We start from the raw sequence: 19,282 nt of genomic DNA on the forward strand, positions 1-19,282 counted from the left end.
TCAATACTTCGAAGAAAAATAAGTGAATGAATTAAATCAATGTCCAATTTATCAGTTCGGTGGTTAGCATCAGATTATTTTAATTATTTTTTCACGAACGGAATATTTTTTCCATTCATTTCAGTTTGGTTAAATTATTTAGGGATTGAAGCAAGTAAAGTAGGGATATTGATATCTTCTGGATTGATAGCTAGATTTATTGGATCATTAGTGATCATGAAGATNGTCGATAGGATTGGTCAAACAATAGTTTTTATTCGATGTCTTTCAGTAATAACTTTGATTCTCTCTTTTGGTTTTTTATTATGCTCAAGTTGGATTTGTATGCTCTTGATCATAATTGGATTCAATTTCTTTTTCTCTCCTATGATTCCATTGACTGATGTTTTAACATCTCATCTTCAAAGAAAAGTATCTTTTGAGTATGGAAAAGTGAGGGTTTGGGGATCTGTTTCTTTCATACTAAGTTCTTTTTTAACTGGATACGCAGCTCATCAATTCGGATATCATACAATTATATATATGTTGCTCGTGAGTGAATTTTTTACTTCTTTTTCATTAATGATACATCCGAACATCAAACTGAATCTTTATTCTAAAAGAGATCGGAAATCCTTAAGAAAAGAAAAAAATAGCTCTTTTTTTGAAATATTGAAAGAGAAGGAGATTCTAAAATTTTTATTTTGTACTACACTATTACAAAGTTCTCATGCAGCTTATTATGGATTTTCTTCTGTTTATTGGAAAGAGATAGGATATTCAATAGAACATGTTGGAACTTTGTGGTCGGTTAGCATATTTTCAGAAATCGTATTATTGATCGTTTTTGAGAAGATCAAATTTAAATTTTGCCAAGTGAGATCAATTTTTTTATATTCGACATTTTTTACAATCGTTAGATGGAATTTAGTAGCTTTTTTTTCAAAATCTTTTATAGTTCTACTCTTTAGTCAACTTCTTCATAGTGGAACGTTTACGTTATGTCACTTAGCATCAATCGAGTTTATCAATCGACATTCTAGTAAGAAAATAATTTTGTTAAATGCTCTATACTCTTCTCTTGGATTGGGAATCGGACTGGCTATCTTGGCTGTTATCTCTGGTTTTATATATCAGAATTTTCCATCAAGACATAATCTTGTATTCTTTTTAATGTCTTTGATAGCTTCTCCTGTAGTATTTTTGAGGATAAAAGCATGAGAAAAATTGTTCATTGATTGGGATTGGTAGGAAAAAAGACATGTTTAAAGAGATTTTTATTCCTTAAAGAAAGAAATGTTAAACTGATTTTTAAGAAATTTAGTTATGGATTTTGTGGTTCGAAAACTTCCAGCACAAACTATCTGTAAGGAGTGATCTTCTTTTTCTTCTTCAGAAGAAAATTCATTCTTTTTAGTTCTTTCTTTTTTTTCTCGAGAATTTATATTTAAGAGTTTTCCATAGATCAATGTTCCTCCTGATTCTTTCAATAATAAAGAAATACGACTAATTTTTTGATTGATTTCTTTTCCATTTCCAATTAAGATCATTGCATCGATTCTACTTGCAGCTACATAAGCTAGATCTAGAGAAATTGATCCTGTGATACGGACTAGATAATTCTTTAGGAGAATATGCAAAATTTTTAGATATTTTGAAAGATGATCGACATCTTTTTGAAATATCTGATTAACCGATAATATGATCGATGCATTTAAAGATGATTTTTCTTGTACTCTAAGTCGATATTGATTCAATCTAGCACCTCCTCCTCTGTTAGCAGAAAACATTTCATTCAATATTGGATCGTATATCACTAAAATTATCATGCGTTCTTTCTGATAGATAGAGATAGATGTGCAAAAATGGGGAATCTTTTTCATCCAATTAACTCCATCCTCTAAGAAATTGATAAACCATCTTGTTTTTTTTTGGCAAGTTTTATTATTGAAAGAAATTCTTTTCTCGTTTAAAAAGAGTTCATGATCAGAATAATGTTGAAATATCGTAGAAATAACAATTTTCTTTATTCTTTCAAATAAAGGATTTATCATTTTGTAATGATCTATTGATCTATATAAAGGATTTTCATCATACATTTTTAGAATTAACTTTCCGATTTGATGAATCGATCTAATTGCTATATTTAATAAAGGGTTCATTTAGAAATTAGAAAACAGAATAGATTGCTGAAGCTTATTAGAATAGATGATATATGAAATGAATGCAATATATTAAGAGATATACTTTTTTTTAAATATTTTTTTTGAGATCAAACAAATATAACAGAACCTGAGATATATCAGATGACTTATCTTTTAAATGAGTTTGAACATAATATGAACGTTTATGTTGAATTAATTCTTTAGATCCTATTGTCATCTCTTTTAAAGGAATATATTTTAAAACTAACCTTTTTAAATAGTATATCTTAAAGATTACATGAGAAAAGGAGATACGACCTTCAGAATGAGAGTCAATGAAAAAATTTTTTGTTTATTTAAAAAATTTATGAAGAATAAAACAAGATTTGATATTTCATTTTAAATAAAAATACATTGAACACTAGACCAAATATTGATAGATATCCTAAATAGGATGTAAAATATGATTTTCTAATTTTTAAAAGATCATTTAATTAAATGAAATAAAAATTTCATGATTAGTTTCTTTTTAGAAAAGGAAGATTTCTTAAATAAGAGATTTTTTAAACAACGTGTTTAAGATTTTAGAAGGATGTTTTCTAAATATTTTTGATTAAAAATATAATCGTTTTCTATATTGATCTAAAAAAATTGATATTTTTTCAAAATTTGAAGTTTGATCAAAGTTTATTGAATATGATCTGTTCGAAAAAAATCCATGTCAAATAAATTAAATTTACTGCAATATGATATTTTGAAAGTGAGGAAAATTTTTAAAGATATCGGGGAAAACACTTTTCGAGCCGATCAACTAACGGATTGGATCTATCGTCATTATTGCGATAATTTTCAGTCAATGACAAATTTTTCTAGAGATCTTCGAAAGAAGATGGAATCTTTCTTTCAGATACTTCCCCCTCGTATACAAGAAAAGAAAATATCTTTGGATGGTACGATCAAATGGAGAATGAGGACCGATTCTGAAGAAACTATTGAAACGGTTTTTATTCCAGAAGGAAGAAGAAAAACTTTGTGTATATCTTCTCAAATCGGATGCCCCTTAAAATGTCGATTTTGTTTTGTTTCAAAAAAGAAGTTTAGAAGGAACTTAAAAATTTCTGAAATAGTCGGTCAAGTTTGGATTGCCGGAAAAATCTTAAGAAAAGAGATTTCTTCGGTCTTTTCTAAGAAAAGAAATCATCTTTTACCGTTCACAAATATTGTGATCATGGGAACAGGAGAGCCACTTTTGAACTTTAGAAATATCTTAAGTTCTATAAGAATTATTACTAGTTCTCATGGGTTCAACTTTCCAGAAAAGAAAATCGTACTTTCTACTGCCGGAGTTTCTCCAGCTATCGAAAAATTACTCGAGAATACTCAAATTAAATTGGCCATTTCTCTTCATGCACCAAATAATAAGATACGAGATCGTATCATGCCAATAAATAAAAAATATGATATTCAATCCATTTTAGACAGTATCCAAAAGTTTCAAAATCATTCAAATATTTTTCAAAGAATCACTATCGAATACATCATGTTAAGAGGGATCAACGACGAAGTTCAAGATGCATATCAATTAGCAGATATCTTAAAAAATATTCCAGTTAAGATCAATTTAATTCCTTTTAATTCGACAGCAGGAATTCCTTATAAAAGAAGTAATCTTCTTCATATTCAACAGTTCTCAGAAATTCTCAAAAAGTTTCGTTTTGTTACAACCGTAAGGAAAACGAAAGGGGGGGATATTCAAGCATCTTGCGGACAGTTATCTTATGAAAATTAATAATAAGTGTTTTTTTGTTCTGATTTGAAAACGATTTTTTCAAAGTAACAGAAATCACTTGAAAGAAGGAATTTATGTCTTATAAAATTTTTTATTTAGACAATGGTAGTTTTGAGAAAAACTAACTTCATATAAAATTACTAGACAACTTGAAAGAATTTAAGTGATCATAATATATTTCAATCGAAATTTAAAAAATATTCGATGAATCAACAAGGTTCAGATCTCTTTTAACATGAAGAATTTAGACTGACACATTTTAAATATATGGATTTTTTCAAACAAATAGAAAAGATCTTTTAAAATTTGATGAAATATGAAAGAAAAATTTTTTATTGAAAGAAAAAAAACTAAGAAAATTCATGTTGGAAATGTATCTATTGGTGGAGGATCACGCATTTCCGTACAATCCATGACAAGTACTTCTACTTTAGATATTTCTAAAACAGTAGAACAAATTCGACTGCTAAAAAAAGCTGGCGCAGATATTGTGCGAATATCCGTTCCAACCATTCATTCTGTAGAATCTTTTAAAGAGATAAAAAGAAAAGTTGATATTCCGATTATAGCTGATGTTCATTTTAATTATCGAATTGCATTAAAAGTCATTCAATATGGAGCAGATTGTTTGAGAATCAATCCAGGAAACATTGGTAATTATGAAAAAATTCGTATGATAGTGGAGTCTGCTAAAGATGCTAATATACCAATTAGAATTGGAGTGAATTCTGGATCCTTAGAAGAAAAGATCAAAAGATTATATGGAGGACCGACGTCAGAGGCCTTAGTAGATTCAGCGATGCGACAAGTCGATATTTTAGATAAGTTAAATTTTGATCGATTTAAGATCAGCGTAAAGTCTTCTGATGTTTTGATCGCAATGAAAGCTTATCGACTACTCTCTGAGAGGACAGATCAACCCATTCACTTGGGAATCACTGAGTCTGGTAGCAGAAGAGATGGATCCGTGAAGTCCGCTATAGGAATTGGTTCGCTCTTATTGGATGGAATCGGAGATACTTTAAGAGTCTCCTTAGCTGATAATCCTTTGGAGGAAGTTAAGGTCGCTTTTTCTATCTTAAGTTCCTTAAAGATTCGTTCAAGAGGAATACAGATCGTTGCTTGTCCAACTTGCTCTCGAAAGGAATTCGATGTCATTGAGGTGGTGAGAAATTTAGAAGAAAATCTGTCTGATATCGAATGTCCTATAAAAATATCCATCATCGGATGTATTGTGAATGGATTTGGAGAAGCAGAAAGATCTGATATTGGAATAGTTGGAAAGAGAAAAAGGAGCATTTTGTTTAATAAAAAGGAGAAAAGCAAACGATATGTGGATAACAATGAACTTTTACGGATTTTAGAGTTTGAAATTAGAAGAATAATCCGAGATAAAAACGATCAAAAGAAACACGATATCTTAATTCGATCTCATTTATCGAAGAAAGTCGAAAAGAGTTGATATGTTGAAAAATGATATGTTTCGAAATGTACGATCTTTAAGAGGTATGAAGGATATTTTACCAAGGGATTCTCATATATATCGTACTTTAGAGTCAAAAATTCAGGAGATTCTTTTTCAATATGGTTTTCAAGAAATACGAACCCCAATATTAGAAAAGACAGAATTATTCGAACGAACTATCGGAAAGAAAACGGAGGTAGTTCGAAAAGAGATGTATACTTTCTTAAATAAAAGAGGAAACACTCGAATCAGTTTAAGACCTGAAAACACCGTAAGCTGTGCTAGAGCTGGGATAGAAAATGGATTATTTCGTAACAAAAAACAGCGTTTATGGTATCTAGGACCAATGTTTCGATATGATAGGCCTCAATATGGAAGAAATCGACAATTTCATCAACTTGGAATTGAGATGTTTGGATTCAATTCTCCAGTCTTTGATGCTGAATTAATATCGATTATGTTTAAAATTTGGAAGTCACTTGCAATTGATCAGTATATTACATTAGAGTTGAATTCAATCGGTTCAATATCTGATAGAGAAATTTATAGAAATTCTTTAAAAAAATTCTTTCAATCTAATTTAAAAAAATTAAGTTTGGAAGATCAAAAAATGGCAATAAGCGATCCTATCAGATTATTAGATTCCAAGGATCCAGATTTAAATCAGTTATTAGTTCACGCTCCTCTTTTGGAAGAATACATCGGTAAGGAATGTATGGATCATTTTTATGAATTGTGTAGGATTCTTCAGAAAATTGGAATTCGATATGTTATTAATAAACGTCTAGTTCGAGGATTGGATTATTATAATCGAACAGTTTTCGAATGGGTTTCAGGAATTTCTAATTTCCAAAAAACCATATGCGCTGGAGGGAGATATGATTATTTAATGGATCTTCTAGGATATAATCGATCTGTTCCATCTTTAGGATGTGCTATCGGAATAGAGAGGTTAGTTATACTCATTGAAGAAGTTAATCAAGATTTGATCCATGAATATCACAATTCAAAATTAATAGATATTTATCTTTGCAAACAGGGATTGATAAATTCAGAAGAGATTTTTTTCTTTTCTGAAAGAATTAGAAGTCGGATCAAAAATGTTAGTATAATGATACATCATGGTAGTGATAAAACTAAGAAGCAAGTCTCTAAAGCAATTCAAAATAATGCGAAAATAGTAATAATATTGAAAGAAAATTTCTATCGATCGAATAAAATTTTGATAAAAAATTTAAAAAAAAAGGGGTCTTTAGATATTATTCCATTGGAGAAACTGTATGGTTTTCTTGATGAAATAAGATGATACGAAGGTTGAAAAAAGACATTTTAGATTTTTATTAGTAAATAAAATTTTATAAGTTATAGTATGAAGAATAACGGAAAACATTCTTATTTATTTTATTTTTTTTCAGTCATTTTCGTTCTTTGTTCGATTGTATATATCATAGATCTCATTAAAACTACGAATGAGCTTTCGGACATGAAGGATGAACAACCAAAAGAATTTTTCAGTTCTATTTTTAAAAAAGTAAAAGATATCCGTTTCTCCCTTTTTAAAAAGGAAGAAGAATTTGAAAAAATTTTAAATGATATTAGTTTAACAAGTTTTTTGGTTAAAAAAGGTGAATTAAATCGGGCAGAGAATATATTATTGAAAATTTCTAACAAAATCCATAAGAACGATCCTCTAAAAAATTTAATTAATTTAAGATTAGCTAGAGTTCAACTTGCTTTAAATAAAGTAGAAGAGTCAATACATACCTTGCATCTTATTGAAGATTATTCTTTATCTTGTGTTATAAAAGAAATGGAAGGTGATGCTCTAATAAAGAAAAAAAAGTTTAAAGAAGCTATACTTTGTTATGAAAAAGCTTTAAGATTCTGCAAAAATGAACTACTGAAAATGAAAATAGAAAATAAAATGAGTACTTATTTTGAAAGATGAACGTTAGAATTTAGGATAGAGATAATTCATCTTCAAAAAAATTGATCGATCTTTAAAATTATTTATATGAAATGAAAAAACATATTCCAATTATCACAATAGTGGGTCGAACAAATATCGGGAAATCTACTTTGTTCAATTGACTAACTGGATCAAAAAATGCTGTGACATCCGAAACTCCTTTTTGTACGAGAGATAGAAATCATAAGATCACTAAAATATACTCTCAAAATTTTGAAATAATCGATACTGGAAGCGTCTCAAATTTATTCAGAGATCATATTTCTTCTAAAGTGATAGAACAGACCATGATTGCTGTTCAAAAATGTGATGTTCTTTTCTTTTTAGTAGATTTTAGAGTCGGTTTATTGAAAGAAGACCAGGTTCTTTTTAATCAATTGACCAAAAAGAAGAAAGATAAAAGATTTATCTATCTAATAGTGAACTTTTTCGAAAATAACGATTTTTTATCAAAAAATAGAAAAATTGAGGAATTAAACAATTCTCGTATCTTAAAGGATTTTTTCGTTTTTAACTTAAACAAGAAAATGATTCATTTAATATCTGCTTTGCATAAAAAAGGAATCAATCTTCTGATGAAAAGTGTGATTCAGGATTTTTTTTCAAAAAAAACATCATTTAAAAAAAGTTCTTCTTCATCTGGCCTTGAAATTGAGAAAAAAAAATCCAATGGTGATCTTATCAAAGTTGCAATCGTCGGAAAACCCAATGTTGGAAAATCTACGTTAATAAACAAACTTTTAATGGAAAATCGTTTAATAGTTAGTGAACTTCCTGAAACGACTAGAGATAACATAGAAGTAATAGTTCAAAATAGTCGATATCAACAAGTGAATGAAAAAGAGGTTCGATATTGTTTGGTTGATACTTCTGGGATCACAGAAAAATTTTGGAAACAAGAAAACATTAAAACAAATCCATCTTCAGATCAACAAAAGTTTTCTTCTTATTTTGGATCTCAAACGATAAAGTGTATAAAGAGTTCTGATATAACTTTGTTATTATTAGATTCTAGAGAAAAAAAACTAACTCGATCTGAAAATTTATTGATTCATTTGATGATCGAAATAGGATCTTCCTTTTTAATTGTGTTCAATAAGTTGGATGAAATACCTTCAGAATTTAAAAAGACATTTCAAAAATACATTAAAAATCGGATGAAATTTTTAAATTTTGTTCAATTCCATTTTATTTCTGCATTGTATCAAAAAAACTTTAGAGATCTATTTTCTTCAATACGAAGAACTTTTTATTCAAAATTCATTAAAATCAAAAAAAATGATTTGAACATCCTATTGAAAAAAGATATCGAATCATATTTAATTTTGAAAAAAAAGAGGTTTTCACAAAAAAAAGGAAATTTTTCTATATTCAAAAAAATAAAGATCTTACAAGTAAAAAATAGATTATTGAAAATAATAATTTTTTCAGAGAGTATACTATCATCAAATTATGAAAAATATGTCGAAAAAAGAATCTATCGACATCTATCAGATCATACTAAAATTGTGGGTAGACCGATTAAGATAATTTTTAAAAAACATAGAACAAAAATTCTTAAAAAATAAAATTGACTAGTCTCAGCTTAAAATTTAAAGGTTTCTTAATTTTTTTTCATACTTTTAAGGATTTGAATATGTTTTTCAAGAACCAAATCCTTTAAAGAATTTAAATCGTATAAACTGTTATTCTCAATTACTTCTGCAGTTTTTTTTTTATTTAATCTATCCTTTCTACAAATTTGATTGGAAATAAACCATTCTACTTCGTACTGAGAAATTTTATCTCTTTCAATCACTCTTTCTAATTGTAATTTAGTATGACAAACATCTACTATCAGGACCTTATTAAAAAATTTTTCTAGTTTTTTTTCAAAAAATAAAGGTATCACCCATATACAATATGGGTGATATGACAAAAGTTTCCACTTAAAGTACGCTATACGAAAAACTATCGGATGAATTAAATTTTCGATTGTCTTTCTTATTTTTTCATTACGAAAAAAAATGATACGTAAGCGTCCCTTATCCAAGAATCCATTTTCTTTAATAACTTTTCTCCCAAATTTTTTTTTAAAATAACCTAAAAAAAATTCAGAAAATGTTATTTCACGAACAATTTGATCAAAGTCAATTACAGGAACTCCAAGATTCAAAAAAATTTTTGAAATGGATGTTTTTCCAGATCCTATTCCTCCAGTAATAACTACGATCTTATTCAAAGAAATCCTCATCTCTTTTTGATTCAATCTTTCGTATCTACCCAGCAACTCCCTACTCTCGCATAAATAAAGTATACACTACCATCGGCACCACGAAGTTTCACTTCTGAGTTCGGAATGGATAAATCTTTCAGGTGGTTCCATCGCGTTATTGTTGCCAGATAGATAACTTTTTATCCAAAAAAGTTTTCTTTTTTGGAATCAATGAAATCTTTGTAAAACAAGCTTCATATATTCGAGAAAGATCGAAGTTCTCAATCAATTTGAATAGATCTCTCGGATCATTAGTACTGGTTAGCTCAACGCATCTCTACGCTTACACATCCAGCCTATCTACGTTCTAGTCTAGAACGTTCCTTAAGAGACTCTTTCGAGTCTGGGAAGATTAATCTTGAAGTAAGTTTCCCACTTATATGCTTTCAGCGGTTATCTCGACCATACTTAGCTACCAGGCAATGCTGTTGGCACAACAACCTGAACACCATAGGTATGTCCACTCCAGTCCTCTCGTACTAGGAGCAGCTCTTCTCAATCTTCCTACGCCCACGACAGATAGGGACCGAACTGTCTCACGACGTTCTAAACCCAGCTCGCGTACCACTTTAAATGGCGAACAGCCATACCCTTGGGACCTGCTTCAGCCCCAGGATGTGATGAGCCGACATCGAGGTGCCAAACACCGCCGTCGATGTGAACTCTTGGGCGGTATTAGCCTGTTATCCCCGGAGTACCTTTTATCCGTTGAGCGATGGCCCTTCCATTCGGAACCACCGGATCACTAAGACCTACTTTCGTATCTGTTCGCGTCGTCACGCTCACAGTCAAGCTGGCTTATGCCTTTACACTAACCTTACGATTTCCGACCGTAATTAGCCAACCTTTGTGCTCCTCCGTTACTCTTTAGGAGGAGACCACCCCAGTCAAACTACCTACCAGACATTGTCCTCGATCCGGATAACGGATCTGAGTTAGAACACAAAATGTTAAAGGGTGGTATTTCAACGTCGGCTCCATACGAACTAGCATTCGTACTTCTCAGCCTCCCACCTATCCTACACAAAAGCATTTAATGTTCAATATCAAGCTATAGTAAAGGTTCACGGGGTCTTTCCGTCTTGTCGCGGGTACACTGCATCTTCACAGCAATTTCAATTTCACTGAGTCTCAGGTGGAGACAGTCTGGCCATCATTACGCCATTCGTGCAGGTCGGAACTTACCCGACAAGGAATTTCGCTACCTTAGGACCGTTATAGTTACGGCCGCCGTTCACTGGGGCTTCGATCGGAAGCTTCACTTTCGATCACTTCCTCAATTAACCTTCCAGCACCGGGCAGGCTTCACACCGTATACTTCCACTTACGTGTTTGCACAGTGCTATGTTTTTAATAAACAGTTGCAGCCAGCTGGTATCTTCGGCTGATCTTCAGCTAGAGATGCAAGATCTTTTACTGATGTCAGCGTGCCTTCTCCCGAAGTTACGGCACTATTTTGCCTAGTTCCTTCACCTGAGTTCTCTCAAGCGCCTTAGTATTCTCTACTTAACCACCTGTGTCGGTTTGAGGTACGATTAAAAATCGATGCTATCTTAGAGGCTTTTCTTGGAAGTTGGAATCGACTACTTCATTACTGACGTAATCGTACTTGCGTCTTAGTGTTGATCGAACGGATTTTCCTATACGATCCACTTATGCGCTTGAACCGAGACGACCAACGCTCGGATAGTCTATCCTTCTTCGTCCCCCCATCGAAATCGACTCTTAGTACAGGAATATTAACCGGTTTTCCATCGACTACGCTTTTCAGCCTCGCCTTAGGGATCGACTAACCCTGCCCCGATTAACGTTGGACAGGAATCCTTGGTTTTTCGGCGAGCTGGTTTTTCACCAGCTTTATCGTTACTCATGTCAGCATTCGCACTTCTGATACCTCCAACAGATCTTTCAATCCATCTTCTACGGCTTACAGAACGCTCCCCTACCCAGCAGATGTACCTGCTGTCATAGCTTCGGTATATGATTTTAGCCCCGTTAAATCTTCCGCGCAGGACAACTTGACCAGTGAGCTGTTACGCTTTCTTTGAATGATGGCTGCTTCTAAGCCAACATCCTGGCTGTCTATGCTATCCCACTTCGTTTTCCACTTAATCATAATTTTGGGACCTTATCTGATGATCTGGGTTGTTTCCCTTTCCACGACGGACGTTCGCACCCGCCGTGTGTCTCCCGTATTCGAACTCTTGGTATTCGTAGTTTGCATCGGATAAGCAGATCTTTCGATCCCTCTGACCGAAACAGTGCTCTACCCCCAAGAGAAATTATACGAGGCGCTACCTAAATAGCTTTCGGGGAGAACCAGCTATCTCCCGGTTTGATTGGCCTTTCACCCCTAACCACAAGTCATCCGCTAATTTTTCAACATTAGTCGGTTCGGTCCTCCAGTTAGAGTTACCTAACCTTCAACCTGCTCATGGCTAGATCACCGGGTTTCGGGTCTATATCCTACAACTATCGCCGGTTAAGACTCGGTTTCCCTACGGCTCCCTTATGAAAGTTAACCTCGCTGCAGAATATAAGTCGCTGACCCATTATACAAAAGGTACGCAGTCATCTAAATCATTTAGACTCCTACTGCTTGTACGTATACGGTTTCAGGTTCTATTTCACTCCCCTAACCGGGGTTCTTTTCACCTTTCCCTCACGGTACTAGTTCACTATCGGTCAATCAGTAGTATTTAGCCTTGGAGGATGGTCCCCCCATCTTCAGACAAGATATACGTGTCCCGTCTTACTCTTTGAACTAGATATCAACTCTTTTTAGATACGGGGTTATCACCCTCTATGACTGTCTTTTCCAAGATCATTCTCCTAAAAGTTTCTATCAAATTGGTTCTTGGGCTTCTCCCGTTTCGCTCGCCACTACTTAGGGAATCTCGTTTGATTTCTTTTCCTCGGGGTACTAAGATGTTTCAGTTCTCCCCGGTTCGCTTCGCACAACTATTTATTCATCGTACGATAACTTTATAGTTGGGTTTCCCCATTCGGATATCGCCGATTAAACGCTTCTTATCAGCTCATCGACGCTTTTCGCAGATTAGCACGTCCTTCTTCGCCTCTGATTGCCAAGGCATCCACCGCATACGCTTATTTATCTAACCTCAAAACTGAAGAAGAAATTTCGATCATTTTCTTCAGATGAAGAATCGAGAATATATGTACGCTTCATCTCATTTTTTATGTGAGATGAAACTCAGCTTGTTTTACATTTGATTTTTGAAAGAGCATTTATATAAATCGTCCCCTAGGGGATTTGAACCCCTGTTGCCGCCGTGAAAGAGCGATGTCCTGACCGCTAGACGAAGGGGACTAAAAAACTTAAATCTATAAAAAATTATATTTACTACAATTATGATTCTAAAAAAACTATTGTGAACACTTGTTTTTTTAAGGAGGTGATCCAACCACAGGTTCCCCTACGGTTACCTTGTTACGACTTCACCCCAGTCATGAATCATAAAGTGGTAGGCGCTTTCCTGAACAGGTTAAGCTACCTGCTTCTTTTACAACCCACTCCCATGGTGTGACGGGCGGTGTGTACAAGGCCCGAGAACGTATTCACCGCGACATGCTGATTCGCGATTACTAGCGATTCCTACTTCATGGAGTCGAGTTGCAGACTCCAATCCGGACTGTGACGTACTTTTTTAGTTTGGCTCGCTCTTACGAGTTCGCTTCTCTCTGTATACGCCATTGTAGCACGTGTGTAGCCCTACTCGTAAGGGCCATGATGACTTGACGTCGTCCTCTCCTTCCTCCGGTTTATCACCGGCAGTCTTCTTTGAGTTCCCGACCGAATCGATGGCAACAAAGAATAAGGGTTGCGCTCGTTGCGGGACTTAACCCAACATTTCACAACACGAGCTGACGACAGCCATGCAGCACCTGTCTCAAAGTTCCCGAAGGCACATCTACATCTCTGCAGATTTCTTTGGATGTCAAGAGTAGGTAAGGTTTTTCGCGTTGCATCGAATTAAACCACATGCTCCACCGCTTGTGCGGGCCCCCGTCAATTCATTTGAGTTTTAACCTTGCGGCCGTACTCCCCAGACGGTCGATTTAATGCGTTAGCTTCGGAAGCCACTACTTAAACGTAGCAACCTCCTAATCGACATCGTTTACGGCATGGACTACCAGGGTATCTAATCCTGTTTGCTCCCCATGCTTTCGCACATGAGTGTCAGTCTTTGTCCAGGGAATTGCCTTCGCCATCGGTATTCCTCCATATCTCTACGCATTTCACCGCTACACATGGAATTCTATTCCCCCCTACAAGACTCTAGTAAATTAGTTTTGAATGCTTTCCTAGGTTGAGCCCAGGGATTTCACAAATCAACTTAACTTACCACCTGCGTGCCCTTTACGCCCAGTAATTCCGATTAACGCTCGCACCCTCCGTATTACCGCGGCTGCTGGCACGGAGTTAGCCGGTGCTTCTTCTGTTGCTAACGTCATCCGAAGAAGGTGTTATCTTCATCTTTTTCTTCGCAACTGAAAGTACTTTACAACCCTAGGGCCTTCTTCATACACGCGGCATAGCTGCATCAAGCTTTCGCTCATTGTGCAATATTCCCCACTGCTGCCTCCCGTAGGAGTCTGGGCCGTATCTCAGTCCCAGTGTGGCTGGTCGTCCTCTCAGACCAGCTAGAGATTGTTGCCTAGGTGAGCTTTTACCTCACCTACTAGCTAATCTCGTATGGGCTCATCTAAAGACGCGAGGTATATCGATGATTATGACATATCCCCCGCTTTCCTCTCGATCAGTTTCCTTATCGAGAGCTTACGCGGTATTAGCTACCGTTTCCGATAGTTATCCCCCATCTTTAGGTAGATTCCCATATCTTACTCACCCGTCCGCCGCTAAATGATTTTCATCATTTCGCACGACTTGCATGTGTTAGGCTTGCCGCCAGCGTTCAATCTGAGCCATGATCAAACTCTTCGATTAAAATCGGATGTTCAAAAATGATTATTTGAACGAGAACCTTTACGTCTCTATATATGAATATATTGACGAAACACCTTGTGTGATCAAATTGATCCGTTTCTCCTTCTGATATTCACAAGTGTTCACAAAGATTTTTTAAAGAACGTTACTGCTTTCTGAAAAATTTAGAAAATATAATTACTAGAAAAATCATAAAAATTGAATGAAGTGATTTTCTAATATGAAATATTTACTTTCGAGAGATTGTATCATGTGGTTTATATCGAATCAATTCAATTTTAAGTAAGATTTTTTTATATATTTTGTAGAGTTACAATACGAGATCATTTATAAATAAATTTCTTTAATATGTAGTTTCCTTAATTTGGAAATTTTTTTATTGTTTAAATCGTATTTTTATAATAAATTTTTACCATCTTTGATTGAAAGGTTAGGATGAATTATGAAAACAAGTCAATATCTTTTATCAACTTTGACAGATTATCAAGTAAATTCTGAAATTTTAAGTGATCGTTTAATGATGAGATCTGGAATGATTAGAAAGCTATCTTCTGGAATATATTATTGGTTACCAACTGGAGTGAAGGTCATTGAAAAGTTAAAAAGTATAATTCGCAAAGAAATGGATTCGATTGGATTGATAGAGTTTTCTTCTCCACTAATTCAGCCGATGAAGTTATGGAAAAAAAGTGGGAGATTAGATCAGTACGGGGAAGAGCTTTTTCGAATCAATGATCGAAAAAGTCGACCTTTTATTTTAAGTCCAACCAATGAAGAGTCCATTATATATCTTATGAAACATGAAATTCAGTCTTATAAGCAACTACCAATCAGTTTATATCAGATTAGAACAAAGTTTAGAGATGAATTAAGACCACAGTTTGGCATTATTCGATCTAAAGAATTCATTATGAAAGACGCGTATTCATTTCACACAAATCTTCAGTCTTTACAAAAAACTTATGAAATGATGCTTGATACATATAAAAGAATTTTTAATCGAATTGGACTGGACTTTAGAGTAATTTTAGCAGAAAACGGTTTTATTGGAGGGAATTTATCTCATGAATTTCGTTCGAATTTAAAGAAAAAACATTCTAAACTCGGTTGGAAGGTGAAAAAAAATTTTTTGAAAGTCAAAAAACAATGTAGTATGAATCATATTAAGATTATTTTTATAAAAAATGGTTTAAACATAAAACGAATCAAAACAAATCAAAAATCAATATCTGAAATTTTAAAGGAAAACAATTTTCTTCTTAAAGAAATGACGAAGTTAATCGTAGTAAGAGCTTCTCAGGAGAGTAAATATCAATTCGTTGCTATCTTGATGAGATTGAACGATTCAATTAATTTTTATGAAATTGAAAAACACGTTTTGATTCAAAAACCAATGAAGATTGCTCAAAAAAAAGAGTTGTCAAAAATAATGAACTTTAAAAAGTTTGATTTTATAGATCAGTTTAATGAAAAAATCCCAATTATCGCAGATCATAGAGTTAAAAAAATACTGTGTCCAACGATAGGACTGAAAATCGACGAATTTTATTATTTAGATAGCAATTTTAAAATGAAATCTCAAAATTTTAAAATTTATGATTTTGTTAAAAATCTTTCAGAAAATTATTTATCTCAATTTTATAATGAAAATATTGAACAAATAAGAAAAGATGAGATTGAAATAGGACATATTTTTCAAATAGGAAACAAATATTCCCGTGCGATGAACGCTTTTTTTCAAGATGAAAGAGGAGAAAGAAAATTAATTACAATGGGATGTTATGGAATTGGAATTGGTCGTGTAATAGCAGCAATAATTGAGCAGAATCATGACATCAATGGAATTGTTTGGCCAGATGTATTGGCTCCATTTCAAGTAGCCATATTACCCATCAATATGTATAAATTTAACATAGTAAGAAAGGTTTCAAATGATCTATATTGCGATCTAAAAAAAAATAATTTCGAAGTTATCTTTGATGATAGACAAATTGGATTTAGTAAAATGTTGAAAGATATCGAATTGATAGGAGTTCCAAACATTTTAATAATTAATAAGGAAAATTTATTATCGAATAATATTATATACCGAAATCGATCAAATCATTCAGAAGAAATGATTCATCTAAGTTGTACTCTATCCTTTTTAAAAAAATTATTCATTAAAAATCTTATAAAAGAAACAGAACTTTAGATTAAATTGATAATTTAAAAAAATAATCTTTATTTTTGTAAATAAATTTTATAAAAGTTGAAAATAATAAGTGAGAATCTTATTCTTCTATTTTTTAATCCATTTGATACAAATCTGATTAGATGAGATGGAGGATCCTTCTTCTGTAACGAATAAATCAATGATCGCAATTAGTTTGGAATTATAGAAGATTGCTGGAATTCTTCTTCGCATCCATGGAGCAATGTTGCATTGTCTCCATATTTTTTTGATCGTAGTGCTTTTGATTTCAGTCCCAAGTCGAACTTTTTCTTTACTTCTAACGTCAAATCTGATCGAAACAATTTCATGAGTTTTAGGTTTTCTAATCTTATTGATTGTCCTTGAACATATGTTTCTTTTGTTTCGACATACGACTAACTTTCCCAAATTTCCTGGAAGGAGGATATCATTGGATAGATTCTTCCATACGATACGAGATTCATTGATTTCTTTAAATTTTTGAAAACAAAATAAACGGCTCCGAAACTTTCGGATAACATATTTCTTAAAAACAACGAGTTCTGGTTGAGAATTTGGATTCGCACGAATCACATTATTCCATAAAACCTTTAATTGTATTCGAGAAGGGTTAGGAAGATGATTTATCTTAAACCAATTTCTCAGAATGACATTTCTTTTAATTTTTGAAAAGGTTAGTAATTCTTTGATTTTAAGGGAACTATCTCTTTGATTGAACAACCTTAAAAAATGGGGTTTAATCAACTCTTCAATTAGATTTTCTTGATCTTCGCACAATTTTGCGCTGTTAGAAATAGCTTTTGAAAAATATGGCCAACGTCTATTCAAGATAGAGAGAACATGAATCCTTAAAAAATTTCTATCAAACAAATCTTGAAAATTGCTTTGATCCTCTATCCAAGATAGACGATTTTCTTCAGCATATTTTTTTAATTGAGTCTTCTCAAAAGATAAAAGGGGACGAACAATATTTTTATCATGAAAGGATGTGATAAACTTCATAGAAGATAATCCTGAAGGCCCGCTACCTCTTTTTAAAGCTAAGAGAAACGTTTCTGCTTGGTCGTCGATATGATGTGCTGTCATTATGACTTCTTTCGGACGCAAAACATTTCTCATTTCTCTATATCTTATTGCTCTAGATTCCGATTCTACTCCATATTTTTTTGAAGATATTTTAACTCTTTTAGATAGAAACGAGATCTTCCAAAGATCACATATTTTTTTACAATGAGATTCCCAAAGGTTCGATTCTTTTTGAAGATGATGGTTGATATGAATTGCTCTTAGGTCGATTTTAATCTTTTTTAACTTCCTAAGCGTCATTAGAATATGTAAAAGAACCGTCGAATCCATCCCTCCGCTAAAACCAACTAATACTTTTTTAAATGGATTCAAGGATTTAGAAATCAATTTTAGTAAGTTATATGGTTCGTCTTTTTTTTTTTTCATTTTATAAAAGAAAAATCGAATTAATTCTATTTTAAGGTTTCATATTCATTTTTTTAAAAAAACAATTTTAAAGAGAGACTGGAAGTAAAATAAAAAAACAGATCTAACTTTTTCCATATCTCATCAACTTTTGATAACGTTGATAGACAAGCTCTTCTTCCGAAAGTCCATCCAATATTTTTAAATCCGAAAGTATTCTTCTTTTTAGATTATTTGCTGCAATAGAATAGTTCCGATGAGCTCCTCCTAGGGGTTCTTCGATGATGTTATCTATTAATCCAAGAGACTTCAATCTTCTTGAAGTGATTCCCATCATTTCCGAAGCTAAATTGGCTTTTTTTGATTCTTTCCATAAAATGGCAGAGCAACCTTCTGGAGAAATTACAGAATAAGTGCTATATTCGAACATATTGATTCTATCTCCTACTCCAATTGCTAAAGCTCCTCCGGAACCTCCTTCTCCTATAACAGTACATATGATCGGAACAAAAAGATTAGACATATCTTGCAAATTGTTCGCAATTGCTATCGACTGTCCTCTTTCTTCTGCTTCTACTCCAGGATAAGCTCCTGGAGTATCGATTAAGGTGATGATCGGAAGACGAAAATTTTCTGCAATCTTCATTAATCTTAAAGATTTACGATATCCTTCTGGAGATGACATTCCAAAATTTCTTTCGATCATTTCTTCGATATCTCTTCCTTTCTGATGTCCAATCACGACAATTGACCTTCCATCTATTCTAGCTATTCCTCCTACGATTGCTTTATCTTCTCTATATAATCGATCTCCAGATAATTCTTGAAAATCAGTAAAGATTCGATGGATATAATCGTAAGTATGCGGTCTCATAGGATGCCGAGATAATTTTACAATTTGCCAATCGTTTAAATTAGAAAATATTTCTTTTGTTAATCTTATTACTCTTTCTTCTAACTTCTTAATCTTTAAATTTCTTTCAGATTTTCTGTATTTGTTCGAAAAATCTGAAGATCTTAACATATCTATCTTTTTTTCTAATTGAACGATAGGTTTCTCAAAATCTAAAAAAATTTTTTCGATCATT

At 33.0% G+C, this 19,282-nt stretch carries 11 protein-coding genes, 1 tRNA gene, 3 rRNA genes and 1 pseudogene; 8 read left to right on the forward strand and 8 right to left on the reverse strand.

What is annotated here, in order from left to right; all coding sequences use genetic code 11:
• Positions 1 to 39: 39 nt before the first annotated feature.
• Positions 40 to 1,200, forward strand: coding sequence for a 3-phenylpropionate MFS transporter (locus AOE55_RS01500; RefSeq protein ID WP_080611720.1), 1,161 nt, complete (start codon positions 40 to 42; stop codon positions 1,198 to 1,200).
• A gap of 56 nt (positions 1,201 to 1,256) precedes the next feature.
• On the opposite strand, the gene AOE55_RS01505 is transcribed toward AOE55_RS01500, so the two are convergent.
• On the reverse strand, positions 1,257 to 2,141 hold the full coding sequence (locus tag AOE55_RS01505) for an inositol monophosphatase family protein (RefSeq protein WP_013087876.1): 885 nt from the start codon (positions 2,139 to 2,141) through the stop codon (positions 1,257 to 1,259).
• A 700-nt stretch (positions 2,142 to 2,841) separates the two neighbouring features.
• Between AOE55_RS01505 and rlmN the strand changes: the two genes are divergently transcribed.
• From rlmN to AOE55_RS01530, 6 genes and pseudogenes are all read left to right on the forward strand, one after another.
• On the forward strand, positions 2,842 to 3,912 hold the full coding sequence (gene rlmN / locus AOE55_RS01510) for a dual-specificity RNA methyltransferase RlmN (RefSeq protein WP_013087647.1): 1,071 nt from the start codon (positions 2,842 to 2,844) through the stop codon (positions 3,910 to 3,912).
• A gap of 316 nt (positions 3,913 to 4,228) precedes the next feature.
• The gene (gene ispG, locus AOE55_RS01515; protein ID WP_013087594.1) at positions 4,229 to 5,374 is read left to right on the forward strand and encodes a flavodoxin-dependent (E)-4-hydroxy-3-methylbut-2-enyl-diphosphate synthase; all 1,146 of its coding nucleotides are present in this window, start codon (positions 4,229 to 4,231) and stop codon (positions 5,372 to 5,374) included.
• A gap of 1 nt (position 5,375) precedes the next feature.
• Positions 5,376 to 6,683, forward strand: coding sequence for a histidine--tRNA ligase (gene hisS, locus AOE55_RS01520; RefSeq protein WP_013087787.1), 1,308 nt, complete (start codon positions 5,376 to 5,378; stop codon positions 6,681 to 6,683).
• Positions 6,684 to 6,746: 63 nt separating this feature from the next.
• Positions 6,747 to 7,325 (forward strand): YfgM family protein, encoded by a 579-nt coding sequence (locus AOE55_RS01525; protein ID WP_013087860.1) that lies wholly within the window; start codon positions 6,747 to 6,749, stop codon positions 7,323 to 7,325.
• 71 nt (positions 7,326 to 7,396) lie between these two features.
• Positions 7,397 to 7,747, forward strand: a pseudogene (locus AOE55_RS02735) (GTPase); the annotation flags it as partial.
• A 174-nt stretch (positions 7,748 to 7,921) separates the two neighbouring features.
• Positions 7,922 to 8,914 (forward strand): GTPase, encoded by a 993-nt coding sequence (locus AOE55_RS01530; protein WP_225995200.1) that lies wholly within the window; start codon positions 7,922 to 7,924, stop codon positions 8,912 to 8,914.
• Positions 8,915 to 8,949: 35 nt separating this feature from the next.
• Here the strand turns inward: AOE55_RS01530 and coaE are convergent, their stop codons facing one another.
• From coaE to AOE55_RS01555, 5 genes are all read right to left on the reverse strand, one after another.
• Positions 8,950 to 9,579: a dephospho-CoA kinase gene (gene coaE / locus AOE55_RS01535; protein WP_080611814.1), complete on the reverse strand. Its 630-nt coding sequence runs from the start codon at positions 9,577 to 9,579 to the stop codon at positions 8,950 to 8,952.
• A gap of 27 nt (positions 9,580 to 9,606) precedes the next feature.
• Positions 9,607 to 9,729: ribosomal RNA gene (rrf, locus tag AOE55_RS01540) — 5S ribosomal RNA — on the reverse strand.
• A 101-nt stretch (positions 9,730 to 9,830) separates the two neighbouring features.
• A 23S ribosomal RNA gene (locus tag AOE55_RS01545) occupies positions 9,831 to 12,722 on the reverse strand.
• Between the two features lie 137 nt (positions 12,723 to 12,859).
• A tRNA-Glu gene (locus tag AOE55_RS01550) sits at positions 12,860 to 12,931 on the reverse strand.
• Between the two features lie 78 nt (positions 12,932 to 13,009).
• Positions 13,010 to 14,569 (reverse strand): 16S ribosomal RNA (locus tag AOE55_RS01555).
• The 16S, 23S and 5S rRNA genes sit together here with 1 tRNA gene alongside, the layout of an rRNA operon.
• Positions 14,570 to 15,011: 442 nt before the next feature.
• Here AOE55_RS01555 and proS point away from each other — a divergent pair.
• The gene (gene proS, locus AOE55_RS01560) at positions 15,012 to 16,763 is read left to right on the forward strand and encodes a proline--tRNA ligase (RefSeq protein WP_013087491.1); all 1,752 of its coding nucleotides are present in this window, start codon (positions 15,012 to 15,014) and stop codon (positions 16,761 to 16,763) included.
• An 87-nt stretch (positions 16,764 to 16,850) separates the two neighbouring features.
• Here the strand turns inward: proS and tilS are convergent, their stop codons facing one another.
• Together tilS and accA are read right to left on the reverse strand one after the other, a co-directional pair.
• Positions 16,851 to 18,215, reverse strand: a complete 1,365-nt coding sequence (gene tilS / locus AOE55_RS01565; protein WP_080611723.1) for a tRNA lysidine(34) synthetase TilS — start codon at positions 18,213 to 18,215, stop codon at positions 16,851 to 16,853.
• Positions 18,216 to 18,318: 103 nt separating this feature from the next.
• The gene (accA, locus tag AOE55_RS01570) at positions 18,319 to 19,281 is read right to left on the reverse strand and encodes an acetyl-CoA carboxylase carboxyl transferase subunit alpha (RefSeq protein ID WP_080611724.1); all 963 of its coding nucleotides are present in this window, start codon (positions 19,279 to 19,281) and stop codon (positions 18,319 to 18,321) included.
• Between the last annotated feature and the right edge of the window lies 1 nt (position 19,282).

This window comes from Candidatus Riesia pediculicola (genome assembly GCF_002073915.1).
GTDB classification, from domain to species: domain Bacteria; phylum Pseudomonadota; class Gammaproteobacteria; order Enterobacterales; family Enterobacteriaceae; genus Riesia; species Riesia pediculicola.